The 20,704-nt window shown below is 66.1% G+C and carries 19 protein-coding genes and 1 tRNA gene; 7 read left to right on the top strand and 13 right to left on the bottom strand.

What is annotated here, in order from left to right; all coding sequences use genetic code 11:
* Nucleotides 1-135: 135 nt before the first annotated feature.
* The gene (locus RFA01S_RS00160) at nt 136-1,338 is read left to right on the top strand and encodes an ATP-binding protein (protein WP_032407865.1); all 1,203 of its coding nucleotides are present in this window, start codon (nt 136-138) and stop codon (nt 1,336-1,338) included.
* A 10-nt stretch (nt 1,339-1,348) separates the two neighbouring features.
* Here the strand turns inward: RFA01S_RS00160 and RFA01S_RS00155 are convergent, their stop codons facing one another.
* Complete coding sequence (locus RFA01S_RS00155) at nt 1,349-2,530, bottom strand: alkane 1-monooxygenase (protein ID WP_052060806.1); 1,182 nt, start codon at nt 2,528-2,530, stop codon at nt 1,349-1,351.
* A 167-nt stretch (nt 2,531-2,697) separates the two neighbouring features.
* On the opposite strand from RFA01S_RS00155, the gene RFA01S_RS00150 reads away from it, so the two are divergent.
* Together RFA01S_RS00150 and RFA01S_RS00145 are read left to right on the top strand one after the other, a co-directional pair.
* Complete coding sequence (locus RFA01S_RS00150; protein WP_032407864.1) at nt 2,698-3,564, top strand: alpha/beta hydrolase; 867 nt, start codon at nt 2,698-2,700, stop codon at nt 3,562-3,564.
* 30 nt (nt 3,565-3,594) lie between these two features.
* Nucleotides 3,595-4,443 carry a patatin-like phospholipase family protein gene (locus RFA01S_RS00145; RefSeq protein ID WP_032407863.1) on the top strand — a complete coding sequence of 283 codons (849 nt, stop codon included), beginning with the start codon at nt 3,595-3,597 and terminating at the stop codon, nt 4,441-4,443.
* A gap of 16 nt (nt 4,444-4,459) precedes the next feature.
* Here the strand turns inward: RFA01S_RS00145 and RFA01S_RS00140 are convergent, their stop codons facing one another.
* Complete coding sequence (locus RFA01S_RS00140; RefSeq protein ID WP_081371235.1) at nt 4,460-5,368, bottom strand: amidohydrolase family protein; 909 nt, start codon at nt 5,366-5,368, stop codon at nt 4,460-4,462.
* A complete protein-coding gene (locus RFA01S_RS00135) occupies nt 5,355-6,041 on the bottom strand; it encodes a dienelactone hydrolase family protein (RefSeq protein ID WP_048318810.1) in 687 nt (228 codons plus the stop codon). Before RFA01S_RS00135 ends, RFA01S_RS00140 begins: the two co-directional genes overlap by 14 nt.
* A gap of 106 nt (nt 6,042-6,147) precedes the next feature.
* On the opposite strand from RFA01S_RS00135, the gene RFA01S_RS00130 reads away from it, so the two are divergent.
* On the top strand, nt 6,148-7,125 hold the full coding sequence (locus RFA01S_RS00130) for an NADPH:quinone oxidoreductase family protein (protein WP_032407862.1): 978 nt from the start codon (nt 6,148-6,150) through the stop codon (nt 7,123-7,125).
* Between the two features lie 21 nt (nt 7,126-7,146).
* Here the strand turns inward: RFA01S_RS00130 and RFA01S_RS00125 are convergent, their stop codons facing one another.
* Entirely contained in the window at nt 7,147-8,502 is a 1,356-nt protein-coding gene (locus RFA01S_RS00125; protein WP_032407861.1) for an ABC1 kinase family protein, read from the bottom strand.
* On the bottom strand, nt 8,499-9,062 hold the full coding sequence (locus RFA01S_RS00120; protein ID WP_045841613.1) for a TetR/AcrR family transcriptional regulator: 564 nt from the start codon (nt 9,060-9,062) through the stop codon (nt 8,499-8,501). Before RFA01S_RS00120 ends, RFA01S_RS00125 begins: the two co-directional genes overlap by 4 nt.
* A gap of 135 nt (nt 9,063-9,197) precedes the next feature.
* On the opposite strand from RFA01S_RS00120, the gene RFA01S_RS00115 reads away from it, so the two are divergent.
* Nucleotides 9,198-9,815: a DUF998 domain-containing protein gene (locus tag RFA01S_RS00115; protein WP_162182899.1), complete on the top strand. Its 618-nt coding sequence runs from the start codon at nt 9,198-9,200 to the stop codon at nt 9,813-9,815.
* Here the strand turns inward: RFA01S_RS00115 and RFA01S_RS00110 are convergent.
* The gene (locus tag RFA01S_RS00110; RefSeq protein WP_052060804.1) at nt 9,798-10,577 is read right to left on the bottom strand and encodes an enoyl-CoA hydratase/isomerase family protein; all 780 of its coding nucleotides are present in this window, start codon (nt 10,575-10,577) and stop codon (nt 9,798-9,800) included. The two genes, RFA01S_RS00115 and RFA01S_RS00110, sit on opposite strands and share 18 nt — an antisense overlap.
* 72 nt (nt 10,578-10,649) lie before the next feature.
* Between RFA01S_RS00110 and RFA01S_RS00105 the strand changes: the two genes are divergently transcribed.
* A tRNA-Met gene (locus RFA01S_RS00105) sits at nt 10,650-10,723 on the top strand.
* Nucleotides 10,724-10,795: 72 nt separating this feature from the next.
* Here RFA01S_RS00105 and RFA01S_RS00100 read toward each other — a convergent pair.
* The 5 genes from RFA01S_RS00100 to RFA01S_RS00080 all read right to left on the bottom strand — a co-directional run bounded on the left by RFA01S_RS00100 (nt 10,796) and on the right by RFA01S_RS00080 (nt 18,551).
* A complete protein-coding gene (locus RFA01S_RS00100) occupies nt 10,796-11,434 on the bottom strand; it encodes an LON peptidase substrate-binding domain-containing protein (protein WP_032407859.1) in 639 nt (212 codons plus the stop codon).
* Nucleotides 11,431-12,360, bottom strand: a complete 930-nt coding sequence (locus tag RFA01S_RS00095) for an alpha/beta fold hydrolase (protein WP_032401005.1) — start codon at nt 12,358-12,360, stop codon at nt 11,431-11,433. The genes RFA01S_RS00100 and RFA01S_RS00095 overlap by 4 nt, the downstream gene beginning before the upstream one ends.
* A gap of 112 nt (nt 12,361-12,472) precedes the next feature.
* Nucleotides 12,473-15,043 (bottom strand): alpha/beta fold hydrolase, encoded by a 2,571-nt coding sequence (locus RFA01S_RS00090; protein WP_081371234.1) that lies wholly within the window; start codon nt 15,041-15,043, stop codon nt 12,473-12,475.
* A gap of 182 nt (nt 15,044-15,225) precedes the next feature.
* On the bottom strand, nt 15,226-17,748 hold the full coding sequence (locus RFA01S_RS00085; protein ID WP_027495202.1) for an ABC transporter permease: 2,523 nt from the start codon (nt 17,746-17,748) through the stop codon (nt 15,226-15,228).
* Nucleotides 17,749-17,816: 68 nt separating this feature from the next.
* A complete protein-coding gene (locus RFA01S_RS00080; protein WP_032367760.1) occupies nt 17,817-18,551 on the bottom strand; it encodes an ABC transporter ATP-binding protein in 735 nt (244 codons plus the stop codon).
* Nucleotides 18,552-18,626: 75 nt separating this feature from the next.
* Here RFA01S_RS00080 and RFA01S_RS00075 point away from each other — a divergent pair, with 75 nt between their 5' ends.
* Nucleotides 18,627-19,391, top strand: a complete 765-nt coding sequence (locus tag RFA01S_RS00075; protein ID WP_027495204.1) for a deoxyribonuclease IV — start codon at nt 18,627-18,629, stop codon at nt 19,389-19,391.
* Nucleotides 19,392-19,403: 12 nt separating this feature from the next.
* Here the strand turns inward: RFA01S_RS00075 and RFA01S_RS00070 are convergent, their stop codons facing one another.
* Nucleotides 19,404-20,090: a condensation domain-containing protein gene (locus RFA01S_RS00070; RefSeq protein ID WP_139278352.1), complete on the bottom strand. Its 687-nt coding sequence runs from the start codon at nt 20,088-20,090 to the stop codon at nt 19,404-19,406.
* 55 nt (nt 20,091-20,145) lie between these two features.
* On the bottom strand, nt 20,146-20,670 hold the full coding sequence (locus tag RFA01S_RS00065; RefSeq protein ID WP_045841731.1) for a DUF309 domain-containing protein: 525 nt from the start codon (nt 20,668-20,670) through the stop codon (nt 20,146-20,148).
* Nucleotides 20,671-20,704: the final 34 nt, after the last annotated feature.

Raw genomic sequence — 20,704 nt, 5'->3', positions numbered from 1 at the left:
ACTACGAGAATGCGCTTCACGGAGCCGACAGTAGCCCCGGCCTCGGGCGTCCCGCAAGTATCGAACGAATACGGATCTCTAGGACACGAGCTAGATGTCCGCATATATCGCACGATTCGTTGTAACTTTGGCCCCATGGACCCCGTGCGTAACCCTTACGCTCCCGGCGCAGGCCAGCGCCCACCCGAGCTCGCCGGTCGAAAGAAGCAGCTCGACGCCTTCGACGTCGTACTCGAACGCATCACCCGCGGCAGGCCGGAACGCAGCGTCGTGCTCACTGGGCTGCGCGGCGTCGGCAAGACGGTGCTGCTCAATCACCTCCGATCCGCGGCCATCGCGCGCGGTTGGGGCACCGGCAAGATCGAGGCTCGCCCCGACCAGGAACTGCGCCGGCCCCTGTCGTCGGCGCTGCACATGGCGGTACGCGGCATTGCGGCCTCGCATCGAGACCCCGAACGCGTCGACGAGTTTCTCGGCGTCCTCAAGGCCTTCGCGCTGCGCGCCACCGCGGACAAGGGGATGCGCGAGCGGTGGCAACCGGGCATCGACGTCCCGGCGAAGACCGGCCGCGCCGACTCCGGCGACATCGAGATCGACCTCGTCGAACTGCTGCTCGACGCTTCCGCTCTGGCCGGGGACGTGGGTGTGGGTATCGCCATCTTCATCGACGAGATGCAGGACCTCGGTCCCGTAGACATCTCCGCACTGTGCGCGGCCTGCCACGAACTCAGTCAGGACACCGCGCCGCTGATCATCGTCGGGGCCGGACTACCGCACCTACCGGCCGTGTTGTCGGCATCCAAGAGTTACTCCGAGCGCCTGTTCAGCTACCACCGAATCGGCAGGCTCGAGCGAGCCGCAGCAGATCTCGCGTTGATCGCGCCGGCCGACCGCGAGGACGTCGAATTCACCCCCGAGGCACTCGACGCGTTGTACGCAGCCGCCGACGGCTACCCCTACTTCGTGCAGGCCTACGGCAAAGCGACCTGGGATCTCGCCGCCGACAGCCCGATTTCCGCCGAGGATGTGCGCGTTGCCGCTCCGACGGCTGAGGAGGAACTGGCCGTCGGATTCTTCGGTTCGCGCTACGAACGCGCGACGCCCGCCGAACGCGAATACATGCGCGCGATGGCCGAACTGTCGGTGGACGACGGTTCGGTACCGACCTCGGCCGTGGCCACCGAGCTCAAACGCAAGCCGGCATCGCTGTCGCCTGCCCGCGACGGCTTGATCAAGAAGGGCCTGATCTACTCGGCCGAGCGCGGCACGATCGCGTTCACCGTGCCGCATTTCGGGCGCTACCTGAGAGCGCAAACCGACGAGCCCGCCGCGGTCTGAGGCGTCGACCCTACGACTGCGCTCGCGCCCCGGTCAGCTTCTCGAGGCGGCGGACCGCTGTGCGATCGGCGCGGTCGACGTTGACGAGGCTCGGGTCGCCGTCGTAGAAGTCCATCAGGCGCTGATCCATCACCTTGCGCCACAAGGGCGGAACCATCGCGCAGAAGATCATCACCGCGTATCCGGCCGGGAGTTGCGGGGACTCGTCGACGGTTCGTAGTGCTTGGTAGCGGCGCACCGGATTGGCGTGATGGTCGCTGTGACGTTGCAGGTGGTAGAGAAACAGGTTGCTCCACAGGTGATCGCTGTTCCAGCTGTCCCGGTGCGAGGGTTTGGCGTAGCGCCCGTCCGGACGCTTGGTGCGCATCAGGCCGTAGTGCTCGAGGTAGTTCGCTGCCTCGTACAGGACGATGGCGATGGCGGCTTGAATCAGTAGGTACGGCAACACGATCCAACCGAACACTGCGATCAGTGCCCCGAACAGAACGATGCTCATCGCGGCCGCATTGAAAAGGTTGTTGCGCAGCGTCCACAGTGACGAGCCCGACCGCGCGAGTCGACGGGTTTCGAGATCCCAGGCCGAATGCAGACCGTGGATCATCGTGCGTGGCAGAAACTTCCAGAACGATTCACCGAATTTCGCCGACGCCGGATCCTCGGGGGTGGCGACGCGCAGATGGTGGCCGTGGTTGTGCTCGACGTAGAAGTGGCCGTACAGCGTCTGCGCCAGAGTGACTTTGGAGAGCCACCGCTCGACGTTCTCGCGCTTGTGCCCCAGTTCGTGCGCGGCATTGATGCCGACGCCGCCGACCACGCCCACGGTGACGGCCAGACCGATCCTCTCCGGTGTGCCGAGTGGGCCGTGGGCCCACAGGTAACACGCGGCCACGAGTCCGGCGTACTGCAGCGGGAGGAAGAGGTAGACGCACCACCGGTAGTACTTGTCCTTGTCGAGTGCTGCGAGAGCCTCGTCGGGTGGATTGCTGCGATCGACGCCCGCGAACTTGTCGACCAACGGCAGCGCGATGCCCATGATCATCAGCCCGAGTGCCCAGAATGCGCCGGGTCCGAGGAGTGTCACCAAGCCCCACGCCAGGAACGGGCTCAGCGGAATCGTCAGGCCGAGCGGCCAGAGATAACGCTTGGGATCGCGCCACGTCGGCGAGGCCCCTGCGGCGTGGTTGTCGGGCATGCGTGAACTCACTCCTGATCTTCGAGGCTGCCCACGCGGTACGAGGGGGTGCGGTGGTGGTCTGTCACAAGTACATCGCCACGCCTCTGAGGATAGTTACCTAGACGAATCTGTGGGGTTCGAGCGATGGGCCGTCGAAGGCGTCGCGGTCCTTGTACGGTGACCGAATGCAGCATGTCGAGTCGTCGTTCGCCGGGGTACACGGAACTCGTATCGTCTACGACGTCTGGACCCCGGACGTCGCCGCCGATAATCCGCCTACCGGCGTTCTGGTGCTGGCCCACGGCCTGGCCGAGCACGCAGGACGGTACCGACACGTGATCGAGCGGCTCGGCTCGCTCGGCCTCGTCGTCTACGCACCCGACCACCGCGGGCACGGGCGATCCGGCGGCAAGCGAGTCTCTTTGGCGAAATGGTCGGACTTCACCGACGACTTGCACACACTGTTCTCGATCGCGGCTGACGAGCACCCCGGCAGCCGCACCTTCCTCCTCGGACACAGCATGGGCGGTGCCATCGCACTGTCCTACGCCCTGGACCATCAGGGTGATCTGGACGCACTGATGCTGTCCGGGCCTGCGGTCAACCCGTCCGTGGGCCAGCCGAAAGCGTTGGTCGCGGTGGGTGCAGTACTCGGCAGGTTCCTGCCGTCGCTGCCGGTTCTGAAACTCGACCCCAACGACGTCTCCCGCGACAAGGCCGTCGTCGACGCCTATGTCGCCGATCCGCTGGGCTATCACGGCAGCGTCACGGCCGGTCTCGCGGCAGCACTGTTGCAGGAGAGTCGTACGTATCCCGCCAGATTGCCGTCGCTGACCATTCCGGTGTTGCTGCAGCACGGAACCGCGGACCGCTTGGCCGACGTCTCGGGCAGCGAACTGATCGCCGAGCTGGCGGGATCCGAGGACCTGACCTTGAAAACCTACGACGGGCTGTTCCACGAAGTCTTCAACGAGCCGGAGCAGGAACGCGTGCTCGACGACCTGATCACGTGGTTACGTCCGCGGGTCGGCGGCGGGGCTGTAAGTTCCTGACGGGTCCAGCGGAAGAACGGGGTTACGACCATGGCCAGACGAGCGCTCGTATTGGGCGGCGGCGGTGTAGCGGGCATTGCGTGGCAGACAGGCGTCCTTCTGGGACTGGCCGAGGCCGGGGCCGATGTCAGCGACGCCGAGATGTTGCTCGGAACGTCGGCCGGTTCTTCGGTGGCCGCTCAGATCTCGAGCGGCACCCCGGTGTCGGAGTTCTTCGAGCGTCAGGCGGACGAGTCGAAGCAGGACAACGAGCCACACGCCGAGGCCACCATCGACGAGCTCGTCACCATGTTGGCCCGAGCAGCCCAGAACTCGGACGGCAGTGCGCTGGACACCCGCAGGCGCATCGGTGCCGAAGCTCTGGCGACAGCGACGATCAGCGAACGGGAACGACGAGCCATCATCGCCCGTCGACTGACGACGCACTCGTGGCCCGACCGTGATCTGCGGATCGTCACCGTGGACGCCCTGACGGGGCGCCATCGAGTACTGGACCGGGGATCGGGCGTCGAGCTGATCGATGCCGTGGCCGCGAGTTGCGCGATCCCGGGCATGTGGCCGCCGGTGACGATCGGCGATCACCGCTACGTCGATGGCGGTATCCGTGCGAGCGAGAACGCCGATCTGGCGGTGGGTTTCGAGAAGGTGCTGGTGCTCAAGGTCGGCGCACTCGACCTGGAAGGCGACCCCTTCGAGGTCGAACGGGGAAAATTGGTCAAGGGCGGCTCGAAGGTGGAAGTGATCGTTCCCGACGCGGATTCGTCGGCTGCGATCGGACCCGACCCCACCGACATCGCCGTGCGCGCAGCGGCGGCAATAGCGGGCCGGGCGCAGGGCACCGCCATCGCCGAGCGTATCGCCGAATTCTGGGTGGGCTGAGACCCGCGAACGGGACTCAGCCGAACAGGGCCGTGCCGTTGCTCCAGCACACGGCGCGGACCCACTCGTCACCGAGTCCGAGACGGCTCACCGCCTGCAGCGCGTCCAGGTAGGGGTACGGGATATTCGGGAAGTCGCTCCCGAACAGAATGCGATCCTGGAGGTCCAGCAGGCGCGGCATCTCGTGCCGGGGAAACGGCGCAGCGGCTTCGGAGAAATCCGTGAAGGCCATGGTGGTGTCCAGACGTACGTTCTCGTATCGATCGGCCAGATCGAGAAAGTCGACGTACTCGGGCATGCCCATGTGCGCGACGATCAGCGGTAGCGTCGGAAACCGCTGCAGCAGAGCGGCGATCGGCTCGGGGCCGGTATAGGAGCCGGGTGCCGGTCCGGAGCCGCAGTGGATGACCACCGGAATCTGCGCATCCGAAATGGTGCCCCAGACGCCGTCGAGCAGCGGGTCGTTGGGCGAGTAGTTCCCGACCTGGATGTGCGACTTGAAGATTCGGGTTCCGTTCGTCACCGCCTGCTCGACGTACTGCGTGGCTCCGTCCTCGGGATAGAACGTCGCAGTCTGCAGGCAATCGGGGGTGCGAGCCGCGAAGTCGGCACCCCAGGAGTTCAGCCAGGCCGCCATCGCAGGTTTGTGCGGGTAGATCATCGACGTGAATCGCCGCACGCCGAACCCTCGAATCACCTGCAGCCGTCGGTCTTCGGCGAAGCGGTACGAGATGGGCCAGACGCTGCCCGTCAGCGGGCCTGCGCTGTCGAAGTAACTCCATACCTTGTCCATCACGTTCTTCGGCATGAAGTGCGTGTGGACGTCGATCAGGCCGGGCAGCGCGAGCTCGGTCCAGAACGCGACGATGCGTTCGGTCTCCTCCGCCAGTTCGGCGTCGGAGCGAGGGTGCTCAGCGTGCGACATGCGCGTCGAACCACTCGAGGGTCTTGGTCCACGCGTCGCCTGCGGCTGCGGCATCGAACACGGCAGGGCGGTCGTCGCAGTGAAAGCCGTGCTTGCCGTGGGGGTATCGGGTGATCTCGGTGCCGACCGGTGCCGTGGCGGTGATCTCCCGCAGTGTCTCGACGTCCTGGAACGGAATGCCCTCGTCCAGATCTCCGAAGAAGCCGTGCCACGGTGTCTGGAGGGCGTCGCCCACCGAGGCCATCGCGGGATAACCGAAGCGGCCCTTCGTGATTCCGCCACCGTAGAACGTGGCGGCCGCACCGAGTTGCCGTCGAACCGCGGTGTGGAAGGCCACGGTCCCGCCCATGCAGAAACCGACGATTGCGATGGACGAGGGCTCGAACCCCAGTTCGGCCAGCGCACTCGCCGCCGCGTCCACGTCGGAGTCCACCTCGTCCGCCTCGAGTTTCCCAATGGCCGCCATGGCGGAATCCATGTCCGAGTAGTCGAGCACGCTCACACCCTCCTGCCGGTGGAACAGATGCGGAGCCACGGCTACCCAGCCTGCGGCCGCGACCCGATTGCAGACGTCGACGATGTGGTCGGTGACCCCGAAGGCTTCTTGGATGACGATGACGCCGCCGCGGGCGGTGCCGTCGGGCGAGACGACGGTGAGGGGAGTGGTGTTCACCCCTCGATTGGAGCACATCACCAGGAGTGGATGCCGGTAGCGGCGGTGAGTACAGCAGTTTTGTACCGTGGCAGGCAGGGAACGATCCCGACCGAGAGGACACTTCATGCGCGCGGTACAGATCTCCAGTCTCGACGGACCCGATTCGGTGACCGTTGCCGATATCGACGAACCCACCGCGCGTGATGGGTCGGTGGTCATCGAGGTCAGGGCCGCGGGCGTCGCGTTTCCCGACGCGTTGCTCACCCGTGGGCTGTACCAGTACAAGCCCGAGTTGCCGTTCGTTCCGGGCAGCGAGATCGCCGGCATCGTGCGGTCGGCTCCGGCCGATTCCGGCTTCTCGGCCGGAGACCGCGTGGCAGCGTTGACGGGGCTCAGCGACGGTATGGCCGAGGCCGCCGTCGTCTCGCCCGACACGGTGTTCGCGTTGCCCGAGTCCGTGTCGCTCACTGCGGGCGCGGGCTTGCTGTTCAACGATCTGACGGTGCACTTCGCGTTGCGCGAGCGCGGCCGCTTGGCGCAGGGCGAGACGGTGCTGGTGCACGGCGCGGCCGGAGGGATCGGAACCTCCGCTCTGCGAATGGCTCCGGTACTCGGGGCGGCACGGGTGATCGCAGTGGTGAGCTCGGAAGCAAAGGCAGACATCGCGCGCGCCGCCGGAGCCACCGACGTCGTACTGGTCGACGGCTGGAAGGACGCGGTCAAGGAGCTGACCGGCGGCCGTGGCGTCGACGTGGTCGTCGATCCGGTGGGCGGTGACCGGTTCACCGACAGCATCCGTTCGCTCGCGCCGTCGGGCCGAATCCTGGTGTTGGGCTTCACCGGTGGCGAGATCCCGACCGTCAAGGTCAACCGTTTGCTGCTGAACAACGTCGATGTCGTCGGCGTCGGCTGGGGTGCATGGTGGATGACGCGCCCGGGCTACCTGGCTACTCAGTGGGCCGAGATCGAGCCGCTGCTCGCGGACGGTTCGCTCGTGGCTCCCGAGCCGTCCGTCTTTCCCGTCTCCGACGCGGCAGCAGCGATCGCCTCGCTCGAAAACCGAACGGCAGCAGGGAAAGTGGTACTCGACTTCAGTCTGTGATCGGGTGCGCGGGCTGCCGGATCACTCCGGCAGCTCGATGCCCCGTGCCTCGGACAGCGCCGCGATCTCGGCGGGAAAGACGTTCTTGAACACGAACGGGTCGGTGCCCAACGCCCAGTTCGGTGCGAGTTCGATGGCATACCTCTCGAAGTAGCCGAGCTGCTTGGCCACCAGGATCAGCTCCTCGGGGCTCGACGTCTTGTACTGCTTGCCCATGCCGACCAACGCCCGGATGAAGTCCGCCAGGCTGAAGTGGGCGAGGGTGGTCGAGAGCATCGGCGCGAACACCGACTGCAGAATCGCGCCGACTTCGGCGTCCGAACCCATCTGCGGGGCAACGATTCCCAGACGTTTGACGGTACCGGCGAGGCGGGTGAAGTCGCCGTCGATGACCGTGGCGTGGAACAGGTCGAGCAACAACGCGCGCCACTGCTCGTCCACCTCGCCCATGACGCCGAAGTCCAGAAAGGCCACTCTGCCGTCGTCGAGCACCCAGACGTTTCCCGCGTGCACGTCGCCGTGGAACAGGCCGTGCAGTACCAGGGCCTCCATCCAGACCTTGGCGGCACGGCGGACGATCAGCTCCGATTGCTCACCGGGCCGGTACCGGTCCAGCGGCGAGCCGTGCATGCGTTCCATGCAGATCACGCGTCCACCGCAGTAGTCGAGAAACACCTCGGGTGCGGTGACGTGCTTGTTGTCGCCGAATGCCCCGATTGCACTGCGAAAGCTGTGCTGGCGCTTGGCTTCCACTGCGCTGTCGAGTTCTGCGAACGTCGCGGCGTGCAGGTCGACGATGATGGCCGACGCGTTGGCCGTGGCGAAGAACGGAATGAACTTCTCGAGACCGCGCGCGATGAGATACGCGATTCGCAGGTCGATCTTCATGCGGTGGTAGATGCCTCGCCGCTGCACCTTCATGACCACCTCGCGGCCGTCGTCGCGGCGCACACACAGGTGTACCTGGGCGACCGACGCCGACGAGAGAGGTACGTCGTCGAACGAGGAGAACAACTCCTCGACGCTCCGGCCCAGGTCTGCCTCGATCACCGCGCGGGCCTGCGACCCGGGAAACGGCGGTACCTCGTCCAGGCATCGCAGACAGGTGTCGGCGAGGACCTTGGGAAACAGTCCGGGCGACGAACCCATCAGTTGCCCCACCTTGACGAAGGTGGGGCCGAGCACGAAGAACGCGTCGACGACGGCCTTGGAGGCGTGAACCGGCCAGCCGCGCCGCGGCGCACGAACCCAGCGGCCGATGGCGATGAACTGAAAGTACGTCAGCACCGATCCGATCACGATGAGTCGCAACAACTCTCGTATCCCGAAGGTCTTCAGCTCGGGTGCCGGCTTCGGCGTCGTGTCGTCAGGTGTCATGCGTGCACTCCCGCCGACACGCGTGCGGCCGAGGCTTCGAGTCGGGCCAGCACCCGGTCGAATCGTGTGGCATCGTCGAAAGCCCGTGCCAGCACCAACGCCCCCTGAATTCCGGCCACGATCTCTTCGGCCAGCTCGGCCGCCGAGTCGCCGTGACCGAGCCGCTGCAACACCGGAGTGAGTGCCTCGATCCACTGAGTGAAATGCGCGGCGACACGGCTGGAGAAGGTGGCACGCTCGAGCCCGAGCGTGAACGCGCCGAACAGGCACACCAGGCGATTGGACCGAAAATAGCGGGCGGTCTGCTCGAACATGTCGTGGGTCGTCGACGCCGCGTCGTCTCCGTGCCGCAGCGGCTCGAACACGTTGTGGTGGAACCACAGCTCGACGTCGTCGAGGACTGCCTCGGCCATTTCCTGCTTTCCCCGCGGAAAGTAGTGGTAGAGACTGCCTTTGCCGAGTCCGGTGCATCTGCTGATGACCGCGAGGGACGACCCGTCGAACCCGTGGTCGCGGAACACTCCTGCGAGTATCGGCACCACGTCGTGGCGATCGCTCATGAGCCGGTACTGTACCAATCGGTACAAGCCCGGTGCATCGGGGTCGCCGGGAGTGGAGCCTGCGGAATGACCCAGCTGTCGGGAGTGGAGCCTGCGGAATGACCCATCGGGTAGAGCGCGGTGAATACTGCAGTCGTGAAGAGAACTACCGTCCTGGCCGCTGGAGCCTTTCTTGCCGGCGGGGTGACCTACCTCGCTGCCGAAGCGTTTTCGGCGCTGGGCTGGACCGACCGACCGTACAGCTACGCGCGCAACAACATCAGTGACCTCGGGATTCCGGACATCTCACCGTGGCACCCGGTGATGAACACCGGCTTTGTGGTGGACGGGGCTCTCTTCGCTCTTGCCGGCCTCGGATTGTCGGTGTTGTTCGAGGGGCGAGCGCGCTGGATCGTGCTGGGCACGTCGGTCGTGCACGGCGTCGGCAGCATCGTCGTCGGGCTGGCGCATGCTTCGGTCGACGGAGCATCGACTCCGCATGCAGCGGGCGCGGGTATGGCGATCATCGGTGGAAACCTGGTGCTGCTGGCTGCAGGCCGGTACGGCGGACGCGTCGGCGCACCTCGGTGGTACACGGCGGCCAGCGCCGTCGCCGGTGTCGCGGGGCTGGCCGGTTTCGCATTGTTTCTCGCCGATACCGGCATCCTCGGCGGTGGAGCGTTCGAGCGGATTTCCGTCTACACCATCATCGGATGGGAGATCGTCACCGGTGCAGCACTTCTCGCGCGGGCCCGGCTATCGAAAGTTCGGTGATTCCTTGGCGAGGAAGGCCCGTACGCCCTCTCGGCCGTCGGCCGACTCGAAGGCTTCCTCGAACACCGGCAGTGCGCGTCGTGCCGGTTCGTGTGGTGACTGCCCGAACGTGAGCGCGAGAGCTCGTTTGTTCGCGTGCACGGCCGAGCGGGACTTCGCGGCCAGCACGTGTGCCAGGTCCAGTGCCATCGACAAGGACCCACCGCGGGGAGCCACCCTGTTGATCAGACCCCATTCCAGAGCGGTCTCGGCAGAGATGGGCTCGCCGAGCAACACCAGTTCGGCTGCGCGCGACTGACCCACCCTTCGCAACGCACGCATGGTCCCGCCACTGCTGGGGACGAGCCCCAGATCGATCTCGGGCAAGCCGAGGCGGGCACCCGCGTCGGCAACCACGAGATCGCAGCACAGCGCCATCTCGAGCCCACCGCCCAGGGCGAAGCCGTCGATGGCTGCGACCGTCGGAAGCGGTAGGTCGGCCAGTAATTCGAGGGTCGCGTTCTCGACATTGCTCTTGCGTTCGAGGACGTCGCCTGCCCCCTGCATCGCGGGCATTTCGGAGATGTCCGAACCGGCACTGAACACCCGGTCGCCGGTGAGCACGACGGCCCGGACGGAGGAGTTCTCGGCCAGCTCGCGAAGCATCGCCCGCAGACGCCGCGTCGCAGACTGGGTCAGGGCGTTCACCGGAGGGTTGCTCAGCGTGATCTGTGCGACCGCCTGGTGTGGAAAAGACAGGACGGGTGACGACTCGGTGGGCATGAAAGAACCGTAGAGCGTTGACCTGGCGATTGGGAGTCTGCCACGACGGCATGTACCGTGGGTATCACCCGACGCGGGGTGGAGCAGCTCGGTAGCTCGCTGGGCTCATAACCCAGAGGTCGCAGGTTCAAATCCTGTCCCCGCTACTACGAAGATCAGGTCCGGCACCGATGGTGCCGGACCTGATTTCTTTTCTGGGTTCGCCGGACTGGCTCCGGTCAGGGCTGAAGTCTGAATTGCACGACGGCCGTGACGTTTTCGATCGCGTCGTCGAGTGCCTTCAAGCGCGACGGGGCGTCCGGTGCCGACAGGATGTCGAGTCGGTCGGACTGGCCCATCGGGATCAACGAGGCCAGCGACCAGATCTTCTCGGCGGCCGAAATCGGGAGGCTCAGAAAATCCGGAACGCCCGGCGTCACGATGTCCCCGGAGGATTCGAGCCGACCGATCAGCTCGTACAGATCCTCGACCTTGGCCCAGGTGGCGGCGAATTGCGTGTCGGCGATGACGGCATCGACGTCTGCGTCGGGCCATGCGCGAACGTCGGCCAGTGGGTAGGGGTCGTCCGGGAGCCACGCGTCGATGCGGATCCGTTCGCCTCCGACGCATTCGAGCAGATAACTGCCGTCTCCGATGGCCTCGTGACCGATGATGTGGGCGATCGTCGCCACGTCGTGTCGGACGTCGCCGCCGCCTGCTTCGTGTCCCCGGGCAATGAGAACGACGCCGAAACGGGGATCGTCCATCTTCAGACAGTCCTGTACCAGTGCCTGGTATCGCGGCTCGAAGATGTGCAACGGGAGACGTTCGCCCGGCAGCAACACGCTGCCGAGCGGGAACATCGGGATGACGCTCACGGGCGCTGCAGCGGCATGGCTGCCGGGGTGATCTCCGTCGGCGCGCCGGTGTCCGCGTCGCTCGAGTCGGTGTGGTTGGCGGCCAAGAACTCGTCCAGTAGCCGGAAGAAGAAGTCCGGCTCGTCGAGCTGCGGGAAGTGGCCGGCGTCGGGAAAGATCTCGACGCGACTGTTGGGTACCTCGCGTCGGATGTTGTCCGCATGCTTGGCGGGAATCATGCGGTCCTTGCCGCCCCAGATCAGCAGCGAGGGAATGGACTCGAACTTCTCGAAATGCTGCTTGGCACTGACGGTTTGGCCGCGAGGACCCACGACGGCCCGCGTCGACGCCAGAAACGCCTCCCGCGTCGACCGGTCTGCGACCGATCGGAACGAGCGCCACGTCTCGGCCATGCTGGGGCCGGGCTCTACCGGAACCCCCCACTTGCCCAGTCGAGCCAGCACACCTTCGGTGTTCCTGCGGAACCAATCCGAGGCCAACATCGGAAGCACCAGTTCGCTGCCGGGTAGCGTCGCGGCTTTGAGTAGCAGGCTCACCTCCGGGCCGAGTCCACCGCTGCTGACCAGCACGAGGCGATCGACCCGTTCGGGAAAGAGGTACGTCATCTGCATGACGATGCCGCCGCCGAGCGAGTGGCCGACCAGTGGTGCCGAGTCGATGTTCAGGTACTCCATCAGGTCGCGGATGGTGGCCGCGTGCGAACTGAGCGAATAGTCGCCGGACGGTTTGTCGGAGTCACCGTGCCCGAACAGGTCGGGTGCGATGACCCGATACCGGTCCGACAGTCGCTCGATCTGCGGGCCCCAGGACTTGTGCGATCCGAGCAGCCCGTGGACGAGAATCACGGGCGGCCCGTCGCCGATATCGACGTACCGCAAGACGTCCTTGTGTAGTTCCACCGACTGCAGTTCGTACGATGCGCTCATGGTCGACCTCCCTGTCTCGGTTCGGGACCGGTGGCTCGGCTAATTAGCCGTCCGGCACAAACGTACAAGCTGTGCCGCCACCGCGACAGGCCGTCGCGGGTGATATTCCCAGTCAGCGCGCGTTGTCGACGGTGTCGTCGATGATGTCGGCCAGTTCCTTCGCCATCGGTCCGCGCAACATGTTCGCGTGGTGGCCGGTGATATCGACGAACGTCAGCTCGCCGTGAGCGACTGCTCGCCACGACCGGAGGTCCTTGACGTTCTCGGTGGTGCGAACCACAGTCATCGACCCCGACCACGGAGTCGGCACATGCTTGTTCAACGCCACGTACCCGATGCTGGCGAACACCAACCATTCCATGGTCGTCGGATACTGCAGCAGCCCAGCGAATTGCATACGCAGCCACAGCGCGGCCGTACCGACACGGCCCAGATGGAAGCCGGCGTCTTCTCTGGTCGGTGCGGGCGGCGCTGCCGGGACAGACGTACCCCCGGGAAGCCGGTCCAGGAGATGACGGAACAGCCGGGTGTCGAGAAGTAGCAGATGCGGGGTACCGATGCCGGAATCTCTGATCTTCTCTGCCATCGCGATGGCGATCCAGCCGCCGAGCGAGTGGCCGACAAGATGGAACGGGCCGTCGGGGGCCACCGTGCGGATCGCGTCGACATACCGCGCCGCGGTGGCTCTGATGGTCCGGTCCGGTCGCCCGCGTGTGCCTCGGCCGTGTGCCTGCAGGGCATAGACGGGACGGTCTGCGTCGAGGTGCTTGACCAGATCGAGAAACGCCATCGCGCCCACGCCGGCACCACCGATCAGGAAGATCGGAGCTCCGGTACCCCCGGTGCGCAGCGGGACCAGAACGTCGTGGACACCGGACGAGCGCCGACGTGCGGCGGCGGTGTCGCGAAGCCGAGCGTCGACGGTGGTCGCCAGCGTTCGCACGGTGGTCGACGCGAACACGTCCTGCGGATCGAGTTCGATCTTCAGGTTCTCGCGCAAGTGGGCGAGCATCGCCGTCATGGTCAGCGAGTTGCCACCGAGTTCGAGGAAATCCTCGTCCCGCCCGATGGCGTCCAGTCCGAGTGCAGTGCGAGCGGCCTCCGCGACGATGTATTCGGTGGGGCCGACCGCGGTGCGTTCGACGCGTCGGTCGGACGGCTCGGGCAGTGCTCTGCGGTCGATCTTGCCGCGTTCGTTGCGGGGCATGGCGTCGAGCGCAACGATGTGGGTGGGCACCATCCATTCCGGCAGGGTTCGGCGCAGGGCTGCCCTGATGTCGGCCTGGCTCGCCCGGACGGTGCGGTCGGAGCAGATGTACGCGACGAGGTCGGTATCGGCATCGGATCTCCTGCCGATCACCACGGCATCGTCGATGTTCGGCAGCGCGCGCAGTGCTGCCTCCACCTCGGCCGGTTCGACGAGGTAGCCGCGTACCTTGACTGCGTCGTCGATGCGCCCGGCGAGCTGCAATGTTCCGTCCTGATCGAACCGGCCCAGGTCGCCGGTGCGGTAGCGGAACAGGCCGTCGCCGAGGGCGGCGAATTTCTCCGAGTCCACGCCGACATCCTCGAGATAGCCGTCGGCCAAGCAGGCCGACGTGACCCGTACCTCGCCGATGACGTCGGGTTCGCACGGGGAGCCGTCGGCGGCGACGACCTCGACGAGCTTTCCCGCGACCGGAGTGCCCGCGGGTAGAAAGCCGGACGGAAGCGCACTGCCGACGGGGTACTCGCTGAACGCGACGGCCCCGGCCTCGGTGGTCGCGTACCAATTCACGAGTGTGGCTCGGTTGTCGGAAGCCAGGCGGAAGCGGCGCGCGTCGTCCGCGTGCAGAGATTCTCCGTACGTGGTGACGACGCGCAGCGTGGGTACGGTGACCTGGCCCGCGACGGCGCGTAGCAGCGACGACGAGCAGTGCAGCGTGGTCAGCGAATGCTCCGCTACCCACTCTGCGATGCTGCCGACCGTGCCCGATCGAGGGTCGCGGCAGTGGACGGTGGCACCGCTGAGCAGCCCGGCGAACAAAGTGTTCAGGCCCGCGCCGAAACTGACGGGAAGGGCATCGCCGACGCGATCATGGGTGCCCAACCCCAGCGCGGTCGACACCTCGTACGCCTTGGTCAGGCACATGCGATGACTGAGTACGACGCCCTTGGGCGTACCCGTGGATCCGGACGTGTAGTTGATCACCGCGGTGTGGCCGCCCGAGACCGTCGGCAGCGGTACGCGGGAATCCACCGCCGCGTCGACGGCCGCCGCGTGCAGGATCGAGGCCCTCGCCTGTTCGACTATGCGGTCGCGGCGCTCGGGGGGTAGTTGCGGATCCAGCGGAACCAACGGATGGCCTGCGGCGATGACGGCCAGCATCAGGACGATCGAGTCGACCGACGTGTCCGCCTCGACGGCAAGGGGCCGATGATCCGACGGGCGCAGGGCAGCAATCTTGCGGGCCTGCGAGTACACGCGATGCAGCAGCTGGTCGAAAGTCAGTGACGTCCCCGCCGCGTGCAACGCGGCCGCATCCGGCATGGCGTGGGCTACCTCGCGGTAGCGCGCCATCAGCGTGTCGCGGCCGTCGGGACGACACAGTGGGGCGAGCGCGGATCGCGGCGGCACAGCTCGACTCGACACAGACCCCGTCGGCACAGATCGGGTCGGCGCGTACGCGTCCTGAATCGTCATGATTCTCCTTGCACGAGCCCGACCCGCGAGGTAAAGGTTCGTTTGCGGTACACAAACCTACTTGAAGACTGTTTTACCACCCCTAAAGTAGACGCGTGCCGTCTTTCCGCGCAAGCCGAAAACCGGACATTTCGTAACGAACGGGTGTCGTTACGAAATGCCCGGTGTCGGGGCGACCCTGTTCAGAGGTCGGCTATCGCCTCCAGCGGTTTGGTGCGCGCGGCCCGAACGGCAGGCCACAGAGCGGCCAGCACTCCGACCACCGCGGACCCGAGAAGCATTGCGACGACCTGCCCCCAGGGCACCGTCATGGCACCCAGGCCCTCGTCGCGCAGGGTCTGGACGAACCCCCACCCGAAGGCGATGCCGAGGGCGACGCCGACGATGGCACCGAACAGGGCGATGAGCAGCGACTCGAGGTAGATGATGCGACGCACCTGCGGTCGCTGCATTCCTATCGCCCTGAGCATGCCGATCTCGCGTCGGCGTTCGACGACCGACAGGGCGAGGGTGTTGACGATGCCCAGCACTGCGATGACCACGGCCAGGGCGAGAAGTCCGTACAGCACCGCGAGCAGTGTGTCGATCTGCTGGCCTTGGCTGCCCTTGAATTCTTCGACGTCCTGTACCTGCACCACCACGGACGGTTTGGTCGCAGCCTCGAGGTCGGTGCGCAGCGTACCGAGGTCGGTTCCGGGCGCGGCTTTGACGAGGACCAGCAGATCCGACCGCGTAATGGATGGCGTCACCTTCTCGTAGATGTCGCCCGAGACGATCCAACTGCCGATCAGTGGGTTGTCGGTGAACACACCGGTGACGGTGACGGGAACCGAAGCTCCGTCGACGGAGTCGAACACGACCTGGGTGCCGATGTCCCAGCCCTTGGTGGACGCTTCGGTCTCGGACACCGAGAAGCCGTTGCTCTCGAGGTCTGCGGTGCCCCGAACCATGGACAGGTCGAGCAGCCCTTCCGGGGAGCCGTCGATGGCAGCGCCGAATTCTTCTTCTCCGGCGATCGTGACGAACACCGGATGCAGCACAGCGGTTCGTTCCACCCCGTCGACCTGTTGTGCGGCCGCCGTGGCTCCGGCCGGGACACCGATCGACTGTGGACCGGACAGGATGTAGTCGGCTTCGACGCCGGTGTCGACGAGTGAATCGACACTCGCCTTCGCCGTCGACCCGAGTACCCCGATGACGGTGACGAGCATGAGGCCGAGCATCAACGCGAATGCGGTGGCTGCCGTGCGGCGCGGATTGCGCACCGAGTTGGTTCTGGCCAAGCGACCGATGGCACCGAACGGCCGGGTGAGGACGGCCCCCAGGGCTCCCACGACGGGCCGTGACAACGACGGTGCGGCCAGGGCCGTGGCCACGATCGCCGCCACCGCGCCGACGCCGACGGTTGCTGCGGCAGCGCCGCCGGTCGACTGAGCGCCGATGACTATCGCTGCCGCTCCGGCGATTCCCAGTCCGACGCCGACGAACGTCCGGGTTCGCAGGGTGTCGCCGGCGGACGCGAATTCCTCGCGCATTGCGGCCACCGGTGGAATCTTGGCTGCTCGCCGCGCCGGTGCGTAGGCGCTGAGGACGGTGACGATGATGCCCACCGCGAAGGCGACGACGACGGTGCGTGGTTCGAGGGCGAGTGGGCCCGACGGCAACCCGAGGTCGAAGGCATTGAGCAGAGCGCGCAATCCGTACGCAAGTCCCACACCGCCGGCGAAGCCCAGCACACTTCCGATGACGCCGACGACGACCGCTTCGAGTACGACCGAGCGACTGACCTGCCCGCGGCTGGCTCCGATGGCGCGAAGCAGCGCCAGTTCGCGTACCCGCTGAGCGACGATCATCGAGAACGTGTTGTAGATGATGAACGTGCCGACGAGCAGTGCAATGGCACCGAACGCGAGCAGGAAGTACGTGATGAACGACAGTGCCGACTCGACCTCGGCCTTGGTTTCGGCCTGGACGTCGGCAGCGGTCTGCACTTTCAGATCCGGAAACGCGGCGGCGATCTCGTCCCTGAGGTCGCTCTGCGTCTTACCCTGTGCGGCGAGATCGTTGCCCGCGACGTCGATGTACTGCACGTGCGCACCGTCGGTGAACAACTCGTTCGCCTGGCTCTGCACAAACTGAATCCCGATGAAACCACCGGATTCTGTTGCAGTGGAATAGATTCCGGAGATCGTGATGTCGGTGATCCCCTTGGACGGCACGAGTACCTGGGTCGCGTCGCCCACCTGCAGGCCCGCTCGATCGGCGCCACCTGCGTTGATCGCGACCTGGCCGGGTGCGGTGGGGGCCGAGCCGGAGACGAATGTCGCCGGATCGCCGAGCCGCTGCTCGTCCGGCAGGTAGGACTCACCGATCGTCGGTGCACCGCCGGATTGCACTGCGGCACCGTCTTTACCCAGCAGAACGAGTTGTCCTCCCACGTACGGGGAGACAGCACGCACGCCGGGAAGCGCCGAGATGGCGGCGATGTCCTCGTTGGGTACTCCGCTCGATCGCGCATCCTCGGGGGCGACTCGAACGTCGGCTCCCTGTGCGGTGTCGGCGAACAGTGACGAGAACGTGCGCTGCAGCGTGTCGGTGAAGACGAACGAGCCTGCGACGAAAGCGGTTCCGAGTACGACGGACAGAACCGTCAGTGCCAGCCGAACCTTGTGGGCGGCAAGGTTTCGCAGCGACACCTTACGCATGGGGTTGCCCGACGCGGCCCGCGTCGGGGCCTTGTCGGGATTCGATTTCTTGGCGACCGAGTGCGACATCAGTGGACCGTTTCCAGCTTCTTCATGCGCTCGAGGACGGCGTCGGCGGTGGGCGACGCCAGTTGATCGATGACAGCTCCGTCGGCCAGGAACACGACGCGATCGGCGTAACTGGCCGCTCGTGGGTCGTGGGTGACGATGACGACGGTCTGGTCGAATTCGTCTGCGGCCGTGCGCAGAATCGACAGCACCTCACCGGACGAACGAGAGTCCAGGTTGCCCGTCGGCTCGTCGCCGAACACGATGTCGGGTCGACCGGCCAGTGCGCGGGCGCACGCCACGCGCTGTTGCTGCCCACCCGAGAGTTCGCTCGGGCGATGGCCCAGGCGGTCGCGCAGGCCCAGTCGGTCGACGACGGTATCGAGCCAGCCCTGATCCGGGGTGCGTCCGGCGATGTCGAGCGGCAGAGTGATGTTCTCGAGTGCGGTCAGGGTGGGCACCAGATTGAAGGCCTGGAACACGAAACCAATTCGGTCCCTTCGTAACCCGGTCATCTCCTTGTCGGACAGCGCCGTCAGCTCGGTGTCACCGATCGTGACCGTGCCCGAGGACGCGGTGTCCAACCCGGCCAGGCAATGCATCAGTGTGGATTTGCCCGAGCCGGACGGGCCCATGATGGCGGTGAATTCTCCGCGGGCGAACTCGACGTTCACCCCGGACAGTGCGTGCACCTGGGTGTCGCCAGAACCGTAGACCTTCGATACGTCGACCGCACGTGCGGCAATGTCGCTCATGGGTGCCAGTGTTTCAGTGTTCGGGCCCGGTCGCTATCAGGGGAGACCCTGAACTCGACCCCTATGATGGGCGTCATGCGCATCGGAGCACATGTCCGCGACAGCAGCGACCCTCTGGGCACGGCCGAGACGCTCGGCGTCGACCTGGTCCAGATGTTTCTGACGGATCCGCAGAAGTGGAACAAGCTCACCCCGCACCCCCAAGGTGAGGCTCTGTTGACCGGAGACGTCGATGTGGTGGTGCACTCGTCCTATGTTCTGAACGTGGCGAGCCTGAACAATCGCATCCGAATCCCGTCCCGCAAAGCGGTCGTCGAACAGGCCGCAGCAGCTGCCGAGATCGGTGCGATCGGTTTGGTGGTGCACGGCGGTCACGTCCGAGAGGGCGAGGACACCGCCAAGGGAATCGACAACTGGCGCAAGCTGTTCGAGCGTCAGGCCGAGCAGGGTGGTTTCGGCGTACCGATCTTCGTCGAGAACACTGCCGGCGGTGACTCGGCGATGGCGAGGCGCTTCGACGACATCGCGCGGTTGTGGGACGCCATCGGGGAGTTCGGTGCCGGTTTCTGTCTCGACACCTGTCATGCGTGGGCCGGCGGCGAAGACCTGATCGACGTGGTCGATCGCATCAAGGCGATCACCGGACGAATCGACCTGGTGCATCTGAACAATTCGCGCGACGAGTTCGACTCTGCCCGCGACCGGCACGCGAACCTGGGCACCGGAACCATCGACGCGGACATTCTGACGGCCGTCGCGCTCGCCGCCGATGCACCGGTGATCCTCGAAACCCCGGCAGAGGGAATCGACGACGACGTGAGGCTGCTGAAAAGCCTGTAGCGAATCCGGCGGTTACGAGGGCGCTGCCGTCAGCTCGGTGGTCGCTGCGGCCCACAGGCGGACCAGTTCGTCCATTCCCTCGATGCCGGTGGACCAGGTGATTCGGGCCGACACCAGCCCTGATTCCGTCTCGCCGATCGCGATGTCGATGGCGTACTCGTCATGGCCGGCGTCGGCTTCGGATATATCGTGGCGGAACAGAATCTGCGCTCCCGGGCGGCAGGCCAGCGCCGGGTAGTTCCGGGTCAGCGGGTAGTCGCGGCCACCGTGAGGTGCCGAGTCCAGCCGTCTGCAGACGTCGTCGACGAGGTACGAGGCGCGGGCGGATTCGGTGAGGGCGTCGACCGGAACGGCGGGGAGCCGGACGGGATGGACGAATCCGGTGTCGTCGACGTCGATATCGACCAGGACGCCCGACGACGAGCCGCGGCGGTTGTCTCGTTGCCACGTGGACACCGCAGATCCGAGCGCGGCGAGCAGCCGAGCGTCGAGCCGGTGGGTGTTCGCGGGAACGGGCAGCGTGACCGTGGTGCGCTCACGGAGCGGAGACGGCGTAACCTGCAGCGGACGTTCGGCCGGGGTCAGGACAGCGACCCAATAGGGAACCTGTTCGGCGACCTCGGTGCAGAAGGTACGTCCGAGCTGAGCTGGGCTGATCGTCTCGCGATGGGCGAGTTTCAGCGGTGCGAACACGGTCACGCCGAGGAACCCCACTTCCGGTGAAGATTGTCCTAGCCTACCTAATTCCCTCAGGCTAGCTCGAGTCCGGCCGGTGTGCCAGGACGCCCCCGTCCGATCCCGATTCCACCGCCCGGCGCAGTGCGGGAACGCCTGGTGAGGTCGGTAGCGTTCCCGTCTCCAGGTCCTCGAGCAGGTCCTCGGACCAGCCGAGCAGACCCGTCACGTCGATCCGGTGTGGGGGCTCGACCTCGTAACCGATCAGGCGGTCGTGTCCTTGGCGAAGCAACGAAGCGGCACCTACGCGGTTTCCTCGCATCAGGTGCGTCAATCCGACGGCCAGTTGTGCAAGGCCCTGCCACAGCTCGCGTTCGTCCGGGACGCAGCTCTTCCACGTGCCCTCGAGTACCTCGTGGGCGTGAAACGGCATACGTGCGTCCAAGAATCGTTGCGCTTCGGTGAGCGCGGCGTCCGGTGGAAGACGGAGATCGTCGGGAACCCGGGGTGTTCCGGTGCCGCCGCGGGCCAGCGGGCGGCCGAGGCCGTCGCGCGGCCGGGCGTTGAGGGGCTTGCCCTGCGGGTCGCGCTCGCGTTCGGCCATGGCGGTCACCCTAGTGGGGTGACCGCCATGGCCC

Source organism: Rhodococcoides fascians NBRC 12155 = LMG 3623 (genome assembly GCF_001894785.1).
In the GTDB taxonomy this organism is placed as follows: domain Bacteria; phylum Actinomycetota; class Actinomycetes; order Mycobacteriales; family Mycobacteriaceae; genus Rhodococcoides; species Rhodococcoides fascians.
This window is presented reverse-complemented; position numbering and strand designations above follow the sequence as displayed.